The sequence below is a fragment of the Aquabacterium sp. J223 genome, assembly GCF_024666615.1.
Taxonomy (GTDB): Bacteria; Pseudomonadota; Gammaproteobacteria; order Burkholderiales; family Burkholderiaceae_C; genus J223.
Map to the genome: position 1 here is coordinate 2,237,256 of NZ_CP088297.1, position 17,999 is coordinate 2,255,254.

Annotated in this window: 18 protein-coding genes; 9 read left to right on the forward strand and 9 right to left on the reverse strand. The window is 74.0% G+C overall.

Annotated elements, in window-relative coordinates; genetic code table 11:
* The first annotated feature begins 1 nt into the window (after position 1).
* The 5 genes from rimM (at position 2) to LRS07_RS10840 (ending at position 3,681) form a co-directional block, all read left to right on the forward strand.
* On the forward strand, positions 2 to 619 hold the full coding sequence (gene rimM, locus LRS07_RS10820) for a ribosome maturation factor RimM (RefSeq protein ID WP_260501914.1): 618 nt from the start codon (positions 2 to 4) through the stop codon (positions 617 to 619).
* A 23-nt stretch (positions 620 to 642) separates the two neighbouring features.
* Complete coding sequence (gene trmD / locus LRS07_RS10825) at positions 643 to 1,401, forward strand: tRNA (guanosine(37)-N1)-methyltransferase TrmD (RefSeq protein ID WP_260501915.1); 759 nt, start codon at positions 643 to 645, stop codon at positions 1,399 to 1,401.
* 113 nt (positions 1,402 to 1,514) lie between these two features.
* Positions 1,515 to 1,868: a 50S ribosomal protein L19 gene (gene rplS, locus LRS07_RS10830; RefSeq protein WP_260501916.1), complete on the forward strand. Its 354-nt coding sequence runs from the start codon at positions 1,515 to 1,517 to the stop codon at positions 1,866 to 1,868.
* Between the two features lie 86 nt (positions 1,869 to 1,954).
* Entirely contained in the window at positions 1,955 to 2,632 is a 678-nt protein-coding gene (locus LRS07_RS10835) for a CoA pyrophosphatase (protein WP_260501917.1), read from the forward strand.
* Between the two features lie 62 nt (positions 2,633 to 2,694).
* On the forward strand, positions 2,695 to 3,681 hold the full coding sequence (locus tag LRS07_RS10840) for a CobD/CbiB family protein (RefSeq protein ID WP_260501918.1): 987 nt from the start codon (positions 2,695 to 2,697) through the stop codon (positions 3,679 to 3,681).
* Between the two features lie 10 nt (positions 3,682 to 3,691).
* On the opposite strand, the gene xth is transcribed toward LRS07_RS10840, so the two are convergent.
* From xth to LRS07_RS10860, 4 genes are all read right to left on the reverse strand, one after another.
* Complete coding sequence (xth, locus tag LRS07_RS10845; RefSeq protein WP_260501919.1) at positions 3,692 to 4,468, reverse strand: exodeoxyribonuclease III; 777 nt, start codon at positions 4,466 to 4,468, stop codon at positions 3,692 to 3,694.
* Complete coding sequence (locus tag LRS07_RS10850) at positions 4,465 to 6,126, reverse strand: NAD(P)/FAD-dependent oxidoreductase (RefSeq protein ID WP_260502088.1); 1,662 nt, start codon at positions 6,124 to 6,126, stop codon at positions 4,465 to 4,467. Before LRS07_RS10850 ends, xth begins: the two co-directional genes overlap by 4 nt.
* Positions 6,127 to 6,217: 91 nt before the next feature.
* Complete coding sequence (locus LRS07_RS10855) at positions 6,218 to 6,385, reverse strand: hypothetical protein (RefSeq protein WP_260501920.1); 168 nt, start codon at positions 6,383 to 6,385, stop codon at positions 6,218 to 6,220.
* 71 nt (positions 6,386 to 6,456) lie between these two features.
* Complete coding sequence (locus LRS07_RS10860) at positions 6,457 to 7,704, reverse strand: TIGR03862 family flavoprotein (RefSeq protein ID WP_260501921.1); 1,248 nt, start codon at positions 7,702 to 7,704, stop codon at positions 6,457 to 6,459.
* 123 nt (positions 7,705 to 7,827) lie between these two features.
* Here LRS07_RS10860 and LRS07_RS10865 point away from each other — a divergent pair, with 123 nt between their 5' ends.
* Entirely contained in the window at positions 7,828 to 8,979 is a 1,152-nt protein-coding gene (locus LRS07_RS10865; protein ID WP_260501922.1) for an iron-containing alcohol dehydrogenase, read from the forward strand.
* Positions 8,976 to 9,425, forward strand: coding sequence for an acyl-CoA thioesterase (locus LRS07_RS10870; RefSeq protein WP_260501923.1), 450 nt, complete (start codon positions 8,976 to 8,978; stop codon positions 9,423 to 9,425). Before LRS07_RS10865 ends, LRS07_RS10870 begins: the two co-directional genes overlap by 4 nt.
* Positions 9,426 to 9,510: 85 nt before the next feature.
* On the opposite strand, the gene LRS07_RS10875 is transcribed toward LRS07_RS10870, so the two are convergent.
* A complete protein-coding gene (locus tag LRS07_RS10875) occupies positions 9,511 to 10,020 on the reverse strand; it encodes a dihydrofolate reductase (RefSeq protein WP_260501924.1) in 510 nt (169 codons plus the stop codon).
* On the reverse strand, positions 10,020 to 10,916 hold the full coding sequence (gene thyA, locus LRS07_RS10880; protein WP_260501925.1) for a thymidylate synthase: 897 nt from the start codon (positions 10,914 to 10,916) through the stop codon (positions 10,020 to 10,022). The genes LRS07_RS10875 and thyA overlap by 1 nt, the downstream gene beginning before the upstream one ends.
* A 100-nt stretch (positions 10,917 to 11,016) precedes the next feature.
* Here thyA and LRS07_RS10885 point away from each other — a divergent pair, with 100 nt between their 5' ends.
* A complete protein-coding gene (locus LRS07_RS10885; protein ID WP_260501926.1) occupies positions 11,017 to 11,556 on the forward strand; it encodes an MgtC/SapB family protein in 540 nt (179 codons plus the stop codon).
* Here LRS07_RS10885 and LRS07_RS10890 read toward each other — a convergent pair.
* Complete coding sequence (locus tag LRS07_RS10890) at positions 11,526 to 12,641, reverse strand: MFS transporter (RefSeq protein WP_260502089.1); 1,116 nt, start codon at positions 12,639 to 12,641, stop codon at positions 11,526 to 11,528. The genes LRS07_RS10885 and LRS07_RS10890 overlap by 31 nt on opposite strands.
* Positions 12,642 to 12,775: 134 nt before the next feature.
* Positions 12,776 to 14,539 (reverse strand): ABC transporter transmembrane domain-containing protein, encoded by a 1,764-nt coding sequence (locus LRS07_RS10895; RefSeq protein ID WP_260502090.1) that lies wholly within the window; start codon positions 14,537 to 14,539, stop codon positions 12,776 to 12,778.
* Between the two features lie 332 nt (positions 14,540 to 14,871).
* Between LRS07_RS10895 and LRS07_RS10900 the strand changes: the two genes are divergently transcribed.
* Positions 14,872 to 15,720 carry a GGDEF domain-containing protein gene (locus LRS07_RS10900; protein ID WP_260501927.1) on the forward strand — a complete coding sequence of 283 codons (849 nt, stop codon included), beginning with the start codon at positions 14,872 to 14,874 and terminating at the stop codon, positions 15,718 to 15,720.
* A gap of 21 nt (positions 15,721 to 15,741) precedes the next feature.
* On the opposite strand, the gene LRS07_RS10905 is transcribed toward LRS07_RS10900, so the two are convergent.
* The gene (locus LRS07_RS10905) at positions 15,742 to 17,985 is read right to left on the reverse strand and encodes a molybdopterin-dependent oxidoreductase (RefSeq protein WP_260501928.1); all 2,244 of its coding nucleotides are present in this window, start codon (positions 17,983 to 17,985) and stop codon (positions 15,742 to 15,744) included.
* Between the last annotated feature and the right edge of the window lie 14 nt (positions 17,986 to 17,999).

Below are 17,999 nucleotides of genomic sequence, written 5' to 3' on the forward strand. Positions count from 1 at the left end.
GATGGCGGCCGCGCCCGAACGCCGGCCCGCGGCCCTGCCGCAGGCGGGCCCGGCGGTCGCCAGCCGTCCCGACGATGCGGTCGAGGTCGGCCGCATCGCGGGTGCCTGGGGGGTGCGCGGTGCGCTCAAGGTCGCGCCGCACGCCGACCAGCCGCAGGCCCTGCTCACGGCGGGCCATTGGTTCCTCCTGCCGCCTGAAGACCGCCCGGCGCCGCCGCCCGGCGCGGTGGCGTCAACACCGCTGCCGCCGGTGCTGGACATCGTCCAGGCGCGCCGCCATGGCGAGAACGTGGTGGCCACCGCCAGCCAGGTGCGCGACCGCACGGCGGCCGAGGCGCTGAAGGGCGCCCGCGTGCTCGTCTCCCGTGCCACCTTTCCGGCGCCGGACGACGGCGAGTTCTACTGGGTCGACCTGATCGGGCTCGACGTCGTGAACCGCGACGGCGCCGCCCTCGGCAGGGTCGCCGGCCTGCTGGACACCGGTCCCCATGCGGTGCTGCGGGTCCAGCCCTCCGAGCAAGACGCGGACGAACGGCTGATCCCCTTCGTCGCCGCGTACGTCGACGCGGTGGACCTGCCGGGCCGGCGCATCACCGTCGACTGGTCGCCGGACTACTGAGCGGCCAACCGCCCGGCGCGCCCATGCGCTTCGACGTCATCACCCTGTTCCCGGAACTGTTCGCGCCGCACCTGGCGGTCGGCGTGACACGCCGCGCCTTCGACGGCCCGGTGCAGGTGCGGCTGTGGCCGCTGCGCGACTTCGCCGAGGACGCCTACCGCCGTGTCGACGACCGCCCCTACGGCGGCGGTCCCGGCATGGTGATGCTGGCGCAGCCGCTGCAGAGGGCGGTGGCCGCCATCCGCGCCGACCGGGGGCAGGACCGTGCCGGCGCGCCGCTCGTCCACTTCACGCCCACCGGCCGGCGCCTCGACCAGGCGCTCGTCGAGCGGCTCGCCGCCGGTCCCGGGGCGCTGCTGCTGTGCGGGCGCTACGAGGGCGTCGACCAGCGCTTCATCGACGACCAGGTGGACCTGGAACTGAGCCTGGGCGATTTTGTGCTGTCCGGCGGCGAACTGCCGGCGCTGGCGCTGCTGGACGCCGTCGCCCGGCTGCAGCCCGGCGTGCTGAACGACCAGCAGTCGCACCAGCAGGACAGCTTTTCCGACGGCCTGCTCGAAGGCCCCCACTACAGCCGTCCCGAGGTGCTCGACACCGTGCAGGGCGCGCAGCCGGTGCCGCCGGTGCTGCTGTCCGGCCACCACGCCCAGATTGAGCGCTGGCGGCGCGAGCAGGCGCTGGCGCGCACCGCCCGCCGCCGGCCGGACCTGATCGACGCCGCGCGCGCCGCCGGCCGGCTGAGCCCCGCCGACGAGCGGTACCTCGCATCCCTCGGGCTATAATCATGGGCTTTTCGATCCTCTGCCGGGCGGGCAGCTGACCCTTCGCATCCAGCGGGGCAGACCGCCCCCAGGCCCGATCCGCGGGCGCGCCGGCACGATCACCTGGAGAAACCATGGACCTGATCCGCACCCTCGAGCAGGAAGAGATTGCTCGGCTGAACAAGACGATCCCGGCCTTCGCGCCCGGCGACACCGTCATCGTCAACGTCAACGTCGTCGAAGGCACCCGCAAGCGCGTGCAGGCCTACGAAGGCGTGGTCATCGCCAAGCGCAACCGCGGGCTGAACAGCAGCTTCATCGTGCGCAAGATCTCCAGCGGCGAAGGCGTCGAGCGCACCTTCCAGCTCTACAGCCCGCTGATCGCCTCCATCGACGTGAAGCGCCGCGGCGACGTGCGCCGCGCCAAGCTGTACTACCTGCGCCAGCGCAGCGGCAAGTCGGCGCGCATCAAGGAGAAGCTGGCCTAAGCGGCTTTGCTGCTCCGAACGAGCCGTCCGAGGTCGAGCGCCCCGGGCGGCTTTTTCATTTCCGCTGCCATCGCCCCTGCACCCCCATGGCCCTGAGCTTCGACCCGCTGACGCTGCCGGTGCTGTCGGCGGACGGCCACCTGGCGCCGCCGCCGCCGGACCGGCTCCAGCCGGAGGCGCTGCGCCGGCGCTTCCGCCTGCCGCCCGCCTGGCAGCCGGAGATCGAAGGCGAACCGCGCTTCAACGACCGCGGGCCCACGCCGGCCAGCGTGCTGGTGCCGCTGGTGCAGCGGGCATCACTGTCCGTGCTGCTGACCGAGCGCACGCCGCACCTCTACGACCATCCGGGCCAGATCGCCTTCCCCGGCGGCAAGGTGGACCCGGGCGACGCGGACGCGGTGGCCACCGCGCTGCGCGAGGCCGAGGAGGAGGTGGGCCTGCCGCCGACCGCGGTGGAGGTCATCGGCCAGCTGCCGCCCTACCGCACCGGCACCGGCTTCGTCGTCACGCCGGTGGTCGGCCTGGTGGCGCCGGACCTGCCGCTCAAGCCCGACCCCTTCGAGGTGGCCGAGGTCTTCGAGGTGCCGCTGGCCTTCCTGATGAACCCGGCGCACCACCGCTGGCATGCCATCGAGTTCGAGGGCCGGCAGCGCCGTTTCCTCTCCATGCCGTGGACGCCGGAGGGCGAGCATGCCAGGCGCTACTTCATCTGGGGCGCCACCGCGTCGATGCTGCGCAACCTCTACCGCTTCCTGAGCGCCTGACCAGCGGCCCTATCATCGCGGCCGATGAGCGCTTCCGCGGAGCGAAGCGATAGGGTGCACCTGTGAGTTTTTTCGCCGTCCTGCTGGCCCTGTTGATCGAGCAGGTCAAACCCCTGCCGCGCGACAACCGGGTCCACGACGCCCTGGTCGGCTGGACCGGCTGGGCCGGTCGCAACTTCGACGCCGGCCGCGAGCACCATGCCTGGGTGGTCTGGGGCGTCTCGGTGCTGGTGCCCACGGTCATCGTCGCCGCCGCCTACCTGGCCATCAACGCCTACAGCACGGCGCTGGCGCTGGCCTTCAACGTGCTGGTGCTCTACCTCACGCTCGGCTTCCGGCAGTTCAGCCACTACTTCACCGACATCCGCGACGCGCTGGACCGGGCCGACGAGGCGGAAGCGCGGCGGCTGCTGTCCGAATGGCGCCACCTCGACGCCAGCGAGCTGCCGCGCAACGAGCTGCTGCGCCACGTCATCGAGCACTCGCTGCTGGCGGCGCACCGCCACGTCTTCGGCGTCTTCTTCTGGTTCGTCGCGCTGCAGGCGGTGGGGCTCGGCCCGGCCGGCGCCATCCTCTACCGCATGGCCGAGTTCTGCGGCCGCTACTGGTCGTTCAAGAGCAAGGCGCTGCAGGCGCCGGCCAACGAACGCTCGATGCAGCTGTCGCAGCGGCTGTTCTCGCTGATCGACCACGTGCCCGCCCGGCTGACCGCCTTCGGCTTCGCGGTGGTCGGCAACTTCGAGGAGGCGATCAACGGCTGGCGTCAGCATGCGCTGCTGTGGCGCCACGCCAACGAGGGGATCATCCTGGCGTCGGCGGCCGGCGCGGTCGGCCTGCAGCTGGGCGGCATCGCGGCGCCGGGCATCACGCCGGACCGCTCGCGCACCTTCGTCGGCGGCGCGGGCGCCAACCCGGCCAGCGACGGCTCCACCCCCGGCGTGCCGCCGCTGCCCTCGCACCTGCAGAACATCGTGGCGCTGGTCTGGCGCTCGGTGGTGCTGTGGATGCTGCTGCTGGCGCTGCTGGTGCTGGCCAACCTGCTCGGCTGAACGCCGGGCGTCAGGCCGGCGGCCAGTCCAGCTCGGCGATCACCGGCGCGTGGTCGCTGGGCCGCTCGTTCTTGCGCGGCGCCCGGTCCACGCTGCAGCCCTTCACGGCGCCCTTCAGGGCGTCGCTGACCAGGATGTGGTCGATGCGCAGCCCCTGGTTGCGGCGGAAGGCTAGCATGCGGTAGTCCCACCAGCTGTAGACCTTGGGCGGCTGCTCGAAGAGCCGGAAGGCGTCCACCAGCCCCAGCCCCTGCAGCGCCTTGAAGTGCGTGCGTTCCTCGTCGGTGCAGTGGATCTGCCCGGCCCAGGCCACCGGGTCGCAGACGTCGCGGTCCTCGGGGGCGATGTTGTAGTCGCCCATCAGCACCAGCGCGGGATGGCGCTGCAGCTCGCCGCGCAGCCATTCGCGCAGCGCGTCGAGCCAGCGCATCTTGTAGGCGAACTTGTCGCTGCCCGGCGCCTGGCCGTTGGGGAAGTAGCCGCCGACGATGCGCAGGCCGGCCACGGTGCCGGCGATCACCCGCGCCTGCTCGTCGTCGAAGCCGGGGATGTTGCGCACCACGTCCTGCGCCCCGGTGCGCGACAGCAGCGCGACGCCGTTGTAGGTGCGCTGGCCGTGGAAGACCGCCTGCCAGCCGGCCTCGCGCAGCGCGTCGGCGGGGAACTTGTCGTCGGTGAGCTTGGTTTCCTGCAGCACCAGCGCATCCGGCTGCGCGCCGGCCAGCCAGTCCAGCAGCTGCGGCAGGCGCACGCCCAGCGAGTTGATGTTCCAGGTGGCGAGTTTCATGAGGCGCGCGGCGGGTGCAGGAGTTCTCGGGCCAGCGCCTCCGCCACCTCGATGCCGTCGACGCCGGCGGACATGATGCCGCCGGCGTAACCCGCCCCCTCGCCGGCCGGGTACAGGCCGCGGACGTTGAGGCTCTGGAAGTCGCGGCCGCGGGGGATGCGCAGCGGCGACGAGGTCCGGGTCTCGACGCCGGTGAGCACCGCGTCGGGCATGGCGAAGCCGCGGATCTTCTGCTCGAAGGCCGGCAGCGCCTCGCGGATGGCGTCCAGCGCGTACTCGGGCAGGCTGCCGCGCCCCGGCGCGGCCAGGTCGGTCATCGTCACGCCCGGGGTGTACGACGGCAGCACGTCGCCGACCTCGCGGCTGCGCTGGCGCTTGAGGAAGTCGCCCACCAGCTGACCGGGTGCGCGGTAGCCGCCGCCGCCGAGCTCGTAGGCGCGCGACTCCCACAGGCGCTGGAAGGCCATGCCGTCGAGCGGGTTCACCGGCCCGTCGGCGCGGCCGTCCTGCCGGTAGTCCTGCGGCGCGATGCCCACCACGATGCCGGCGTTGGCGTTGCGTTCGTTGCGCGAGTACTGGCTCATGCCGTTGGTCACCACGCGCTCGGGCTCCGACGTCGCCGCCACCACCGTGCCGCCCGGGCACATGCAGAAGCTGTAGACCGAGCGGCCGTTGCGCGCGTGGTGCACCAGCTTGTAGTCGGCCGCGCCGAGGATGGGATGGCCGGCACTGGGACCGAAGCGCGCCCGGTCGATGACACCCTGCGGGTGCTCGACGCGAAAGCCGATGGAGAACGGCTTGGCCTCCATGTGGACCCCGCGCGCGTGCAGCACCTGGAAGGTGTCTCGCGCGCTGTGGCCCAGCGCCAGCACCACCTGGTCGGCGCGCAGCTGCTCGCCGGAGGCCAGGACGAGACCGCGCACATGACCGTCCTCGATCACCAGGTCGACGACCTTCTGCTGGAAGCGGATCTCGCCGCCCAGCGCCTCGATCTCGGCGCGCATCTTCTCGATCATGCTGACCAGCCGGAAGGTGCCGATGTGCGGCTTGCTGACGTAGAGGATCTCCTCCGGCGCGCCGGCCTTGACGAACTCGGTCAGCACCTTGCGCGTGAGGTGCCGCGGGTCGCTGATCTGGCTCCACAGCTTGCCGTCGCTGAAGGTGCCGGCGCCACCCTCGCCGAACTGCACGTTCGATTCCGGCTGCAGCACGCCCTGGCGCCACAGGCCCCAGGTGTCCTTGGTGCGTTCGCGCACCGGCTTGCCGCGCTCCAGCACCAGCGGCTTGAGGCCCATCTGGGCCAGCAGCAGCGCGGCGAACAGCCCGCAGGGACCGAAGCCCACCACCACCGGCCGCGGCCGGTCGTCGGCCCGGACGTCGGCCGGGGCGTGGCCGACGAAGCGGTAGGCGGTGTCGGGCGACGGGCCCACCTTGGCATCGCCGGCCAGGCGCTGCAGCACGCCGGCCTCGTCGGCCAGGGTGCAGTCCACGGTGTAGACCAGCTCGATGGCGCTCTTGCGGCGGGCGTCGTAGGCCCGGCGGAAGACGGTGAAGCCGAACAGGTCGGCGTCGCGCACGCCCAGTCGCGCCACGATGGCCGCGCGCAGGGCGGGTTCGGCGTGGTCCAGCGGCAGTCGCAGTTCGGTGATGCGCAGCATGGTGGGGTCTGCCATGCAAACCGCCGCCCGGAGGCGGCGGTGTGATGGAGCCTTCGACGAAGAAGGCTGCGGCCGGGGTCAGCCGCGCCGGTCAGCCACCCTTGTGCGGCCGCTTGCCCGGGTTCTTCTTGCTGCGGGTGTGGGAGCCGCGCTCCAGGCTGCGCTTCTGGCCCTTGCCGGTGGTGAAGGTGACGCCACCGGGGGCGGCGGGTCTCGGGGTGGCGCGGCGGTCCGCTTCGGTGACGATCTTGTTGCCCATGGCTGGCTCGTTGGGAGGTGTGGAGCGAACCCGCGATTAGGCCACAAACGCCGGTCGCTGGGCCGGCCGGCTCAACGGTGCAGCCAGCGCAATGCGCCGTCGCCCGCCGCGCGGCCGGTGGCGAAGCAGGCGGTCAGCAGGTAGCCCCCGGTGGGCGCCTCCCAGTCCAGCATCTCGCCGGCGCAGAACACGCCCGGCGCCGCGCGCAGCATCAGCTGCGCGTCCAGCGATTCGAAGCGCACGCCGCCGGCGGTGCTGATGGCCTCGTCCAGCGGACGCGGCGCGACCAGCACCAGCGGCAGCGCCTTGATCGCCTGCGCCAGCCGGTGCGGGTCGGCCAGTTGCGCCGGGTCCAGCACCTCGTGCAGCAGCGCCGTCTTCACGCCGTGCAGGCCGAGCCGGCTCTTCAGGTGGGTGGCAAGGCTGCGCGGGCCGCGCGGGCGCAGTGTCTCGGCCAGCACCTGCTCGAAGCGGTGGCCGGGCAGCAGGTCGAGGCACCACGTCGCCCGGCCGCGGGCCGCGATGGCCTCGCGCAGCCGCGCGCTGAAGGCATAGACCAGGCTGCCCTCCACGCCGCTGTCGGTGAGCACGAATTCGCCCTGCTGACGCTGGCCGGCGGTCGGCCCGTCGGCCATGAACGCCGCCACCGGCTTGACCGGCTGGCCGGCGAAGCGCTGGCGCAGGTGGTCGCTCCAGCCGGCGACGTCGAAGCCGCAGTTCGACGGCCGCAGCGGCGCCACCGCCGCGCCGCGGCCCGCCAGCAGGTCGACCCAGGCGCCGTCCGACCCCAGGTGCGGCCAGCTTGCGCCGCCCAGCGCCAGCACGGTGGCGTCGGCACGATGGGTCACCGGGCCGGCGGGCGATTGGAAGGCCAGCGCGCCGTCGGCCTGCCACCCCGTCCAGCGGTGCCGCGCGTGCAGCCGCACGCCGGCCGCGCGCAGCCGGTGCAGCCAGGCGCGCAGCAGCGGCGCCGCCTTCAGGTCCGCGGGGAACACCCGGCCCGAGCTGCCGACGAAGGTGGTGATGCCGAGCGCCTGCGCCCACTCGCGCAGCGCCGCGCCGTCGAAGGCGGCCACGTGCGGCGCCAGGGCCGCCTCGCGCTCGGCGTAGCGCGACAGCAGGCGCTCGGTGGGTTCCGAATGCGTGAGGTTGAGCCCGCCGCGCCCGGCCAGCAGGAACTTGCGTCCGACCGACGGCATGGCGTCGAACAGGTCCACCGGCATGCCGCCGGCGGCGAGCACTTCGGCGGCCATCAGACCGGCGGGTCCGCCGCCGATCACGGCGGCGCTGCGGGCGGGGGACGGGGCGTCGGCGGGCATGGCGGCGGCGCAGTCTAGTCGCGCCGGGATGGCGCTGCGGCCGACCTTCATGCCGGCGCGCTGTCGCCTGGGTGACGGCCCGGCGGCGTGCCGGACGGACACTGGCGACCCAGGGAGACCACGATGAACGACTTCGACTTCAACACCACCCGCAGCCTGAGCGTGCAGCGCGGCGGCGCGGGCCGGCTGGGCGACCGGCTGGCGGCGCTGGGCGCCACGCGCGTGCTGGTCATCACCGACCCCGGGGTGCTGGCGGCCGGCCTGCTGCAGGCCCCGTTGGCCGGGCTGCAGGCCGCGGGCCTGGCGCACCGGGTCTTCTCGGAGGTCGAGGCCGACCCGCCCGAGCACGTGATCGAAGCCGCGGTGCAGGCCGCCCTCGGCGCCGGCGCCGACCTGGTGCTCGGCTTCGGCGGCGGCAGCGCGATGGACGTGGCCAAGCTGGTCGCCCTGCTGGCGGGCAGCCGGGAGCCGCTGGCGGGTGCCTACGGCATCGGCCAGGCGCGCGGCCCGCGCCTGCCGCTGGTGCTGGTGCCCACCACCGCCGGCACCGGGTCGGAGGTGACGCCGATCGCCATCGTCACCACCGGCCCCGGGGAGAAGAAGGGCGTGGTCTCGCCGCTGCTGCTGCCCGACCTGGCGCTGCTGGACGCCGAACTCACGGTCGGCCTGCCCGCGCCCGTCACGGCCGCCACCGGCATCGACGCCATGGTCCATGCGGTCGAGGCCTACACCACCCGGCGGCTGAAGAATCCGCTGTCCGACTGCCTGGCCCGCGAGGCGCTGCGCCTGCTCGCCGGCGCGCTGCACCGCGCCTGCCGGGACGGCCGCGACAGGGCGGCGCGGGAGGACATGCTGCTCGGCGCCAGCCTGGCCGGCATGGCCTTCGCGAACGCGCCGGTGGCGGCGGTGCACGCGCTGGCCTACCCGGTGGGCGCGCGCTTCCACGTGCCGCACGGGCTGTCCAACGCGCTGATGCTCGGGCCGGTGCTGCGCTTCAACCTGCCGCAGGCCGCCGACCGCTACGCCGAGCTGTGCGACATCGTGCAGCCGGGCACCGGCGGCGACACGGCGGCCAGGGCCGAGGCCTTCGTGCGGTGGATGGGCGGCCTGTCGGCCGGCGTCGGCCTGCCCGGCCGGCTGCGCGAGGTGGGCATCGGCGACGCCGACCTGCCGCAGCTGGCGGCCGACGCCATGCTGCAGACGCGGCTGCTGGTCAACAACCCGCGCGAGGTGACCCAGGCCGACGCACTGGCGCTGTACCGGGAGGCGTGGTGAGCGAGGCCGACGCCAAGGCGGCCCCGACCCGCCGGGCCGACTACCCGCACCTGCGGCCGCTGGACACCCGCTGGGGCGACAACGACGCCTACGGCCATGTCAACAACGTCGTCTACTACGCCTTCTTCGACACCGCGGTCAACCGCCACCTGATCGAGCACGGCGTGCTCGACGTGGTGCGCAGCCCGGTCATCGGCCTGGTGGTCGAGACCCGCTGCCGCTTCTTCTCGTCGATCGCCTTTCCCGACACGGTGCACGCCGGGCTGAAGGTCACCCACCTCGGCCGCAGCAGCGTGCGCTACGAGATCGGCCTGTTCCGCAACGACGTCGACACCGCCGCGGCGGTGGGGCAGTTCGTCCACGTCTACGTCGACCGGGCCAGCCAGCGGCCGGTGCCGCTGCCCGAGCCGGTGCGCGCGCTGCTGCAGACGCTGCAGCGGCGTTGAGGTTATCGAGCCCCGGCGGCGAACTGCTTGCGGATGGGCGGCCGGGCTGCCAGGTGCGGCGCGGCCTCGGTCAGCGGCCGCCTGTTCAGCGCCCGTCCGCGACCCGGTAGTCGACGAAGTCGTAGCGCCAGCCCTCGGGGCTGGCGTGCGTCTCGCGGCCCGCCTCGACGAAGCGCGCGCGGTCCCAGGCGGGAAAGCGCACGTCGCCGTCGAAGTCGTGGTCGATCTCGGTCAGCACCAGCCGCTGGGCGATGGGCAGCACGGCCTCGAACAGCGCCACGCCGCCGATGACGAAGGCCTCCGGCACGTCGCCGGCCGCCTGCAGCGCCTCGTCCAGCGAGCCGCAGCGCTCGGCGCCGGCGGCCGACCAGCCGGGCTGCCGCGTCACCACCAGGTTGCGCCGGCCCGGCAGCGGGCGGCCGATCGAGTCCCAGGTGCGCCGGCCCATGATGACCGGCGCGCCCAGCGTGGTGCGCTTGAAGAAGGGCAGGTCCTGCGGCAGCTGCGCCTTGGTCCAGGGCAGCGCGTTGTCGCGGCCGATGACGCCGTTGCGCGCCACGGCGGCGATGAGGGAGAGGCGCTGTGGCCTGACCATCAGACGGCGACCTCGGCCGCGATCGGCGGGTGCGGCTCGTAGCCCTGCACCTCGAAGTCGTCGATGGTGTAGCCCTCGATGGTCGCCGGCCGGCGCAGCAGCCGCAGCGCCGCGGTGGGCCGCGGCTCGCGCCGCAGCTGCTCCCGCGCCTGGTCGAGGTGGTTGAGGTACAGGTGCACGTCGCCGCCCATCCAGACGAACTGCCCGACCTCCAGCCCGGCCTGCTGCGCCAGCATGTGCTGCAGCGCCACCGTGCCGATCCAGTTGAAGGGCACGCCCAGCAGCAGGTCGGCGCTGCGCTGGAACATCAGGCAGTTCAGCCGGCCCTCGCTGCTGACGTGGTACTGGTAGAGCAGGTGGCAGGGCGGCAGCGCCATGTCGCCCAACTCGGGCACGTTCCAGGCGTGGAAGAGCATGCGGCGGCTGCTCGGGTTGGCCTTCAGCGTCTCGATCAGGGTGGCGATCTGGTCGTGCTCCCGGCCGTCGGCCCCCAGCCAGCGCCGCCACTGCTTGCCGTACACCGGGCCCAGTTCGCCCCAGCGCGCGGCGAAGGCCTCGTCGCCGACGATGCGGCGTTCGAAGTCGGCCTGCGCGATCGCCTCGCCGGTCTCGCGCCGATAGCGGGCCAGCGGCCAGTCGCTCCAGATGCGCACGTTCTGCTGCAGCAGCGAGCGGATGTTGGTCTGGCCGGTGAGGAACCAGAGCATCTCCTTGACCGCCGTCTTCCAGTAGACGCGCTTGGTCGTCAGCAGCGGCAGTTCGCCCTTGGCCAGGTCGAAGCGCGCCATGGCGCCGAACACCGACAGCGTGCCCACGCCGGTGCGGTCGATGCGGCGGTCGCCGCCCTCCAGGATCTGCGACAGCAGGCTCAGGTACTGGGCGTCGGGATGGGGCATGGCGCGGGAAGAAAGGCGGCTGGAGGCGGCGGAGGGCGCAGTCTAAGCGGCGGCCTCGGACGCCCTGACCCCAGGCACCCGGGTTGCACTTCTCGTCCCGATGGACGACGTGCACGCCCGATTGGTCGCCACGCTGGCGGCGGAATTCTCCGACCTGGCCGACGTGGAGCATGCCACCCGGGCGCTGGCCCGGCTGCTGATGGCGGTGCTGCTGTGCGGCCTCATCGGCTGGGAACGCGAGCGCGGCGACAAGACGGCCGGGCTGCGCACGCACATCCTGGTCGGCCTGGGCGCCGCCATCGTGGTGCTGGCGCCGGCGATGAGCGGCGCCGACCACGACAGCCTGAGCCGGGTGGTCCAGGGCATCGTCGCCGGGGTCGGCTTTCTCGGCGCGGGCGCCATCCTCAAGCACGACAACCTGGGCCAGGTGCGCGGGCTGACGACGGCGGCCAGCATCTGGGCCTCGGCGGCCATCGGCATCACGGTGGGCATGGGGCTGCACACCACGGCGATCGCGGCGGCGGTGATGGTCATGGCGGTGCTGCGCGGCCTGATGCCGGTGGAGCGGTACATCAACGCCCGGCAGCGCGGGCTGCGCCAGCGACGGGGTCAGCCGCCCGCCGACGACCGCCGTTCGTAGGGGTCCTGCAGGCGCGCGCCCACCCGCCAGGCGCCCACCGTCAGCAGCAGCGCCATGCCGGCCAGCACGGCCCGCGTGCCGCCATGGCCGGCCAGCACCGCCGCCACCAGCGGCCCCGCGGCCGCGCCGGCGAAGCGCACGCTGTTGTAGATGCCGATGGCCAGGCCCTTGTCGGCGGCGAAGAGGTTGGTGAGGATGGCCGTCTGCGGCGGCAGGCTCAGGCCCTGCAGCAGGCCGTAGGCCGCGAGCAGCGCCACCAGCAGCGACAGCGGCAGCGCATCCAGCGCCAGCGCCGCCGCCAGCAGCGCCAGCACCACGGCCGAGCCCCAGCCCGCGGCCTTGACCAGCCCGGTGCGGGTCCAGCGGCCGAGCAGGCGCTTGACGCCGGCCACGCCCAGCAGCAGCCCCACCGTCAGCGGCACGAAGACGAAGCCGCGCTGCGCCACCGGCAGGCCGTAGCGCTCGTCCAGCAGCACCGGCAGGTGCACCAGCACGCTGTAGTAGCCGTAGAACTGGCTGAAGCCGAGCACCATCAGCGCCCGGGCCGAGGGCTCGCCGACGATGCGCGACAGCGACCCGCCGGCGGCCTTCGCCGCGCCGGGCGTGCGCGGCGGCAGGGTCTCGGGCATCAGCACCGCGTTGTAGGCCAGCACCGCCAGCCCGGCGACCACCAGCAGCGCGAAGCTCCACTGCCAGGCCACGTGGCCGGCGATGAGCCCGCCGACCACCGGCCCCGCCACCGGGCCCATGAAGCTGAGCGTCTGCGCCACGCTCATCGCCTGCGCCCGGCGCTCGGGCGGGTAGAGGTCGGCGATGACGATCATCGACATCGCGATGCCGGCGCTGACGCCCACCGCCTGCACCAATCGTCCGGCGAGGAACAGCCCGTAGCCCTGGGCCAGCCCGCACATCAGCGAGCCGAGCGTGAAGATCAGCAGCGCCGGCAGCAGCACCCGCCGGCGGCCGAGCCGGTCGGCCAGCCCGCCGACGAACAGCCCGCACACCGCCAGCATCGCGACGAAGCCCGACAGGGTGAGGTTGATCCACAGCGCGTCGACGCCGAAGGCCTGGCCGATCTCGACCAGGCTGGGGGGTGTAGACGGTCTGGGTGAAGGGACCGAGGAAGCCGCCGGCGGCCACGCCGGCGAGCACCGCGCGCCGGCGGCCTTCGCTGAGGGAGATCAAGGGAACCGCTTCGAGAAAGAGGGGAGGGGAAGGCTCAGGCGCTGAACTGCAGCGACGCCAGCCGGGCGTACAGGCCGCCGCGGGCCAGCAGTTCGGCATGCGTGCCCTGGTCGACGATGCAACCGCCGTCCATCACGACGATGCGGTCGGCACGCTGCACGGTCGCCAGCCGGTGGGCGATGACCAGCGTCGTGCGACCCTGCATCGCCTGCTCCAGCGCGGCCTGCACATGGCGCTCGCTCTCGGCGTCGAGCGCGCTGGTGGCCTCGTCGAGCAGCAGCAGCGGCGGGTTCTTCAGCATGGCGCGGGCGATGGCCAGCCGCTGCCGCTGTCCGCCGGACAGCCGCACGCCACGCTCGCCCAGGTGGCTGGCCCAGCCCTCGGGCAGCGCGGCGACGAAGCCGTCGGCGTGCGCGGCGACCGCGGCCGCCTGCACCTCGGCATCGGTGGCGTCCGGCCGGCCGTAGCGGATGTTGTCGAGCGCGCTGGCCGAGAAGATGACGCTGTCCTGCGGCACCAGGCCGATGCGCTCGCGCAGGGTGTCGGGCGCCAGCCGGTCGACCGGCACGCCGTCCAGCAGCACCCGGCCCGCCTGCGCGTCGTAGAAGCGCAGCAGCAGCTGGAACACCGTGCTCTTGCCGGCGCCGCTGGGACCGACCAGGGCCACCGTCTCGCCCGGGCGCACCTCGAGGCTGACGTCCTGCAGCGCCGGCTGCCCGGGCCGCGACGGGTAGCAGAAGGTGACCCGGTCCAGCACCACCGACGAGCCGCCGTGCACCGCGGGCAGGGGCAGCGGGTCCGCCGGCGCGGCCACCGGCGAGCTGCTGGCCAGCAGCTCCATCAGCCGCTCCATAGCGCCGGCGGCGCGCAGCACCTCGCTCCACACCTCGGACAGCGCCGCCACCGAGCCGACGAACAGCGCGACGTAGACCACCGTCTGCCCCAGGTGGCCGGCCGAGATCTCACCGCGCAGCACCGCCTGCGTGCCCAGGTAAAGCCCCCACAGCAGGGCGCCGAAGGTGGCGCTGATGATGAAGGCCACCAGCACCGCCCGCACCCGGGTGCGCCGCTGCGCGGTGCGGAAGGCGTCCTCGGCGGCGGCGCGGAAGCGGGCCGCCTCGCGCCCCTCCTGGACGTACGACTGCACCACCGGGATGGCGTTGAGCACCTCGGCGGCGATGGCGCTGGCGTCGGCCACCCGGTCCTGGCTGGCCCGCGACAGCTTGCGCACCCGCCGGCCGAACACCAGCGCCGGCGCCACGACGACCACCAGGATGGCCAGCACCTGGGCCATCACCCACGGGTTGGTGGCCACCAGCATGACCAGCGCGCCGCCGCCCATCAGCGCGTTGCGCAGCCCCAGCGACAGGCTGGAGCCGACGACGGTCTGCACCAGCGTCGTGTCAGCGGTCAGCCGCGACAGCACCTCGCCGGTCCGCGTGGTCTCGAAGAAGGCCGGGCTCATGCGCAGCACATGGGCATAGACCGCGCTGCGCAGGTCGGCGGTGATGCGCTCGCCCAGCCAGCTCACGCTGTAGAAGCGCAGGCCCGAGAAGACGCCGATGGCGGCGCCGACGGCGAACAGCGCGCCGAAGTGCTCTCGCAGCGCCATCAGCCGCTCGCCCGGGCCGCCCTGGGCCAGGCCCTGGTCGATCAGGCTGCGCAGCGCCACCGGCAGCGCCAGCGTGGCCAGCGCCGCGCACACGAGGAACAGCAGCGCCAGCACGACCCGGCCGCGGTAGGGCGCGACGAAGGGCGCCAGCGCGGCCAGGGCCTTCGGCGACCGTGCGCGCGGCAGGGCCGGTGCGTTGGTGTCGTCGGGTCGGGGAGGGTGGGGGGCCGGGCTCGTCGTCGGATCGGCGGGCCAGGCGAGGGCCGCGGCCGGCGTGGACGTGCCGGCCCGGTCCGGGGCGTCGGGGGGGCATGGCCGCAGTCTACGGCGCCTCGACGGCACCCTCTGTCCGCGGGGCCGGCGCGGCGGTCGCGGCGCATTCGCCACAAAGCCCGACTTCGCCGTGCATAGGGTGATGCCAGCGGCGGGTGCTTGTGGTCGAATGCCTTGGCGACGGTCACCGGCGGTGGCCGTCCGACCGCCCTTTTCGCCGACGCGCCTTCGCGGTGCCGCCCGACATGCCCGTGCTGCACGAGCCGCCCACCACCCCCCTGCCGCCGGCCCCCGGCGACCCCGAGCCCTGGCGCGACCGGCTGATCCGCTGGCTGTTGCGCCTCGGGCGCGCGCGGGCGGTGGCCGTCGTCAGCGCCGTGGTGGTCGCCACGGCGGTGCTCACCACCGTGGCGCTGGTGCTGCTGGTCGGCCGGGGCGACCCGTGGCTGGCCGCCGCCATCGCGGCCGCCAGCACGCTGATGGCGGCGCCCTTCATCGTCGGCACCATGATCGGCCTGCTCTTCCAGCTCGACGCCACGCGGCAGCAGCTGGCCGTGCTCGCCACCCAGGACGACCTGACCGGCGTGCACAACCGCCGCCACTTCATGGGCCTGGCCGAGCGCGAATGGTCGCGCTGCCGCCGCTACGACATCCCGGCCGCGGTGCTGCTCATCGACGCCGACCGCTTCAAGGACATCAACGACCGGCACGGCCACCTCTGCGGCGACCAGATGCTGCGCGAGCTGACCCGCATCGCCGGCGCCTCGCTGCGCGCGGGCGACCTGCTGGCCCGCTTCGGCGGCGAGGAGCTCATCGTCTTCCTGCCCCACACCGACCCGCTGGGCGCGTTGGACGTGGCCGAGCGCATCCGCGAGCGGGTGAGCGAGCTGCGGCTGGCCTGGCAGGGCCGCGAGGTGCAGACCACGGTGAGCATCGGCGTCGCGTCGCTGGGTGAACATCCGGCGCTCGAGGCGCTGGTGCACGACGCCGACCTGGCGCTGTACGCCGCCAAGGAGGCGGGGCGCAACTGCGTGCGCGCGTCGCCGATCCAGCCGCGGCGCAGCGGCGAGAGCCGGACGTTCGCCTGGCGCTGAGGGCGGCCCGGTGCACCGCTCCTAGGCCGGCGCCACCGTCACCCGGACCCCGTTCAGCACCGCGTTGCCCGACAGCGGGTCCCGCACCCCCGCCGGCACCAGCGCGTTGACGTTGGCCCCCGGCCGCGCGGCGGCCACCGACAGCGCCGCGCCCGCCAGGTCGTGCCCCCAGCCATGGGGCAGGCTGACCACGCCCCGCATCATCGCGTCGCTGCATTCGACGACCGCCAACACCGCATGGCCGGTGTCGCCGGTCAGCCGGGCGAGGCCGCCGTCGGCCAGCCCCCAGCGCGCCGCGTCCTGCGGGTGCAGCAGCAGGGTGCAGCGGTCGCGGCCCTTGGCCAGCACCGGCAGGTTGTGCATCCAGCTGTTGTTGGAGCGCACGTCGCGGCGGCCGATGAGCAGCGGCCGGTCGTCGGCGGCGGCGGCCGGGGCGTCGAGCACCGCCTGAACCCGGGGCAGGTCGGCGAGCAGGGCGGGCGGCGCCAGTTCGATGCGGCCGGACGGCGTGCGCAGCACCTCGGGGATGCGCGGCGTCAGCGGGCCGAGGTCGAGGCCATGGGCCGCGGCGGAAACCCGGTCCAGCGTCAGCCCGCCGGCGCGGGCACCGAAGCCGTCGCCCTCGGGCCCGGTGCGCAGCGCCAGGTCGAGCAGCCGGTCGGGCCCGCGGCGGCCGGCCAGGGCCTGGAACACCGCCTCAGCATGGTCGCCGGCGCTGCGGCGCAATTCGTCGCGCAGCTGCGCGTCGTCCAACGTGTCCGGGTCCTGCCAGGCGTGGTCGCCGCGGGCGATGGCGCCCAGTTGCAGCAGCAGCGTCCATTCCGACGGCTGCTCGGTGGGCAGCACCGGCGCGCTGTACCGCGCGTGGCGCCGCACCGCCAGCTGCGACAGCGCCACGTCGTAGTGCGGCTCCTCCAGCGGCGAGCGGCCGGGCAGCACCACGTCGGCGTGGCGGCTGGTCTCGTTGAGGTAGAGGTCGACGCTGACCATGAAGTCGAGCCCGTCGAGCGCCCCCGCCAGCCGCGGGCCGTCGGGGGCCGACAGCACCGGGTTGCTGGCGACGGTGACGAGCGCGCGCACCTGGCGGTCGCCGGGGGTCTCGATCTCCTCGGCCAGGCAGGTGATCGGCAGCTCGCCCATCACCTCCGGCGCGCCGCTCACGCGGCTGGCCCAGCGGCCGGTGGTCACGCCCCTGCCGGTGCCGGGCTTGCCGCGGGTGTTGGCGGCGAAGGCGGCGGCCCGGTTGAACATCGCGCCGCCGGGCGCGTCGAGGTGGCCGGTGAGCACGTTGAGCACGTCGATCAGCCAGGCGCACAGCGTGCCGAAGGCCTGCACCGAGGTGCCCATGCGGCCGTAGACGCAGCCGCTGCGCGCCTCGGCCAGTTCGCGGGCGAGCTGGCGCACGGTGGGGGCGTCCAGCCCGCAGTGCGCCGCCATGCGTTCCGGCGCGAAGGGCCGCACCGCGTCGCGCAGCGCGTCCAGCCCTTCGACGTGTTCGGCCAGCCGGCCCAAGCGCACGCGGTCCTCGGCGAACAGCGTGTGCACCATGCCCAGCAGCAGGAAGACGTCGCCGCCGGGGCGGATGAAGTGGTGTCGGTCGGCCAGCGCGGCGGTCTCGGTGCGCCGCGGGTCGACCACCACCAGCCGGCCGCCGCGCTCGCGCAGTGCCTTCGCCCGGCCGCGGAAGTCGGGCACCGTCCACAGGCTGCCGTTGCTCACCGCCGGGTTGCCGCCCAGGATCAGCAGGTGGTCGGTGCGGTCGATGTCGGGCACCGCCACCGTCAGCCAGTGGCCGAACATCAACCCGCTGGCCAGCTGCTTGGGCATCTGGTCCAGCGTCGACGCGCTGAACACGTTGTGCGAGCCCAGCGCCTTGACCAGCGCCGGGACGGACAGCGCCAGCGCCGGCTTGTGCACGATCGGGTTGCCCAGCGTGATGGCCACCGCGTCGCGGCCGTGCGCGGCGATCAGCGGCGGCAGCCGGCGGTGGACCTCGGCCAGCGCCTCCTCCCAGCTGGCGGGCTGCAGCCGGCCGTCGCGCCGCACCAGCGGCTGGCGCAGGCGGTCGGGGTCGTCGTGCAGGTCCTTCAGGGCGGCGGCCTTGGGGCAGAGGTAGCCGCGGCTGAAGGGGTCGGCCTCGTCGCCTCGGATGCCGATCACCCGGTGGGCCTGCACCTGCACCATCAGGCCGCAGCCCGCCTCGCACAGCGGGCAGATGCGCGGCACGCTGCGGACCGCGTCGGGGGTGGGGGTGGCGCCGTTCATGGCCGTCTCCTGCT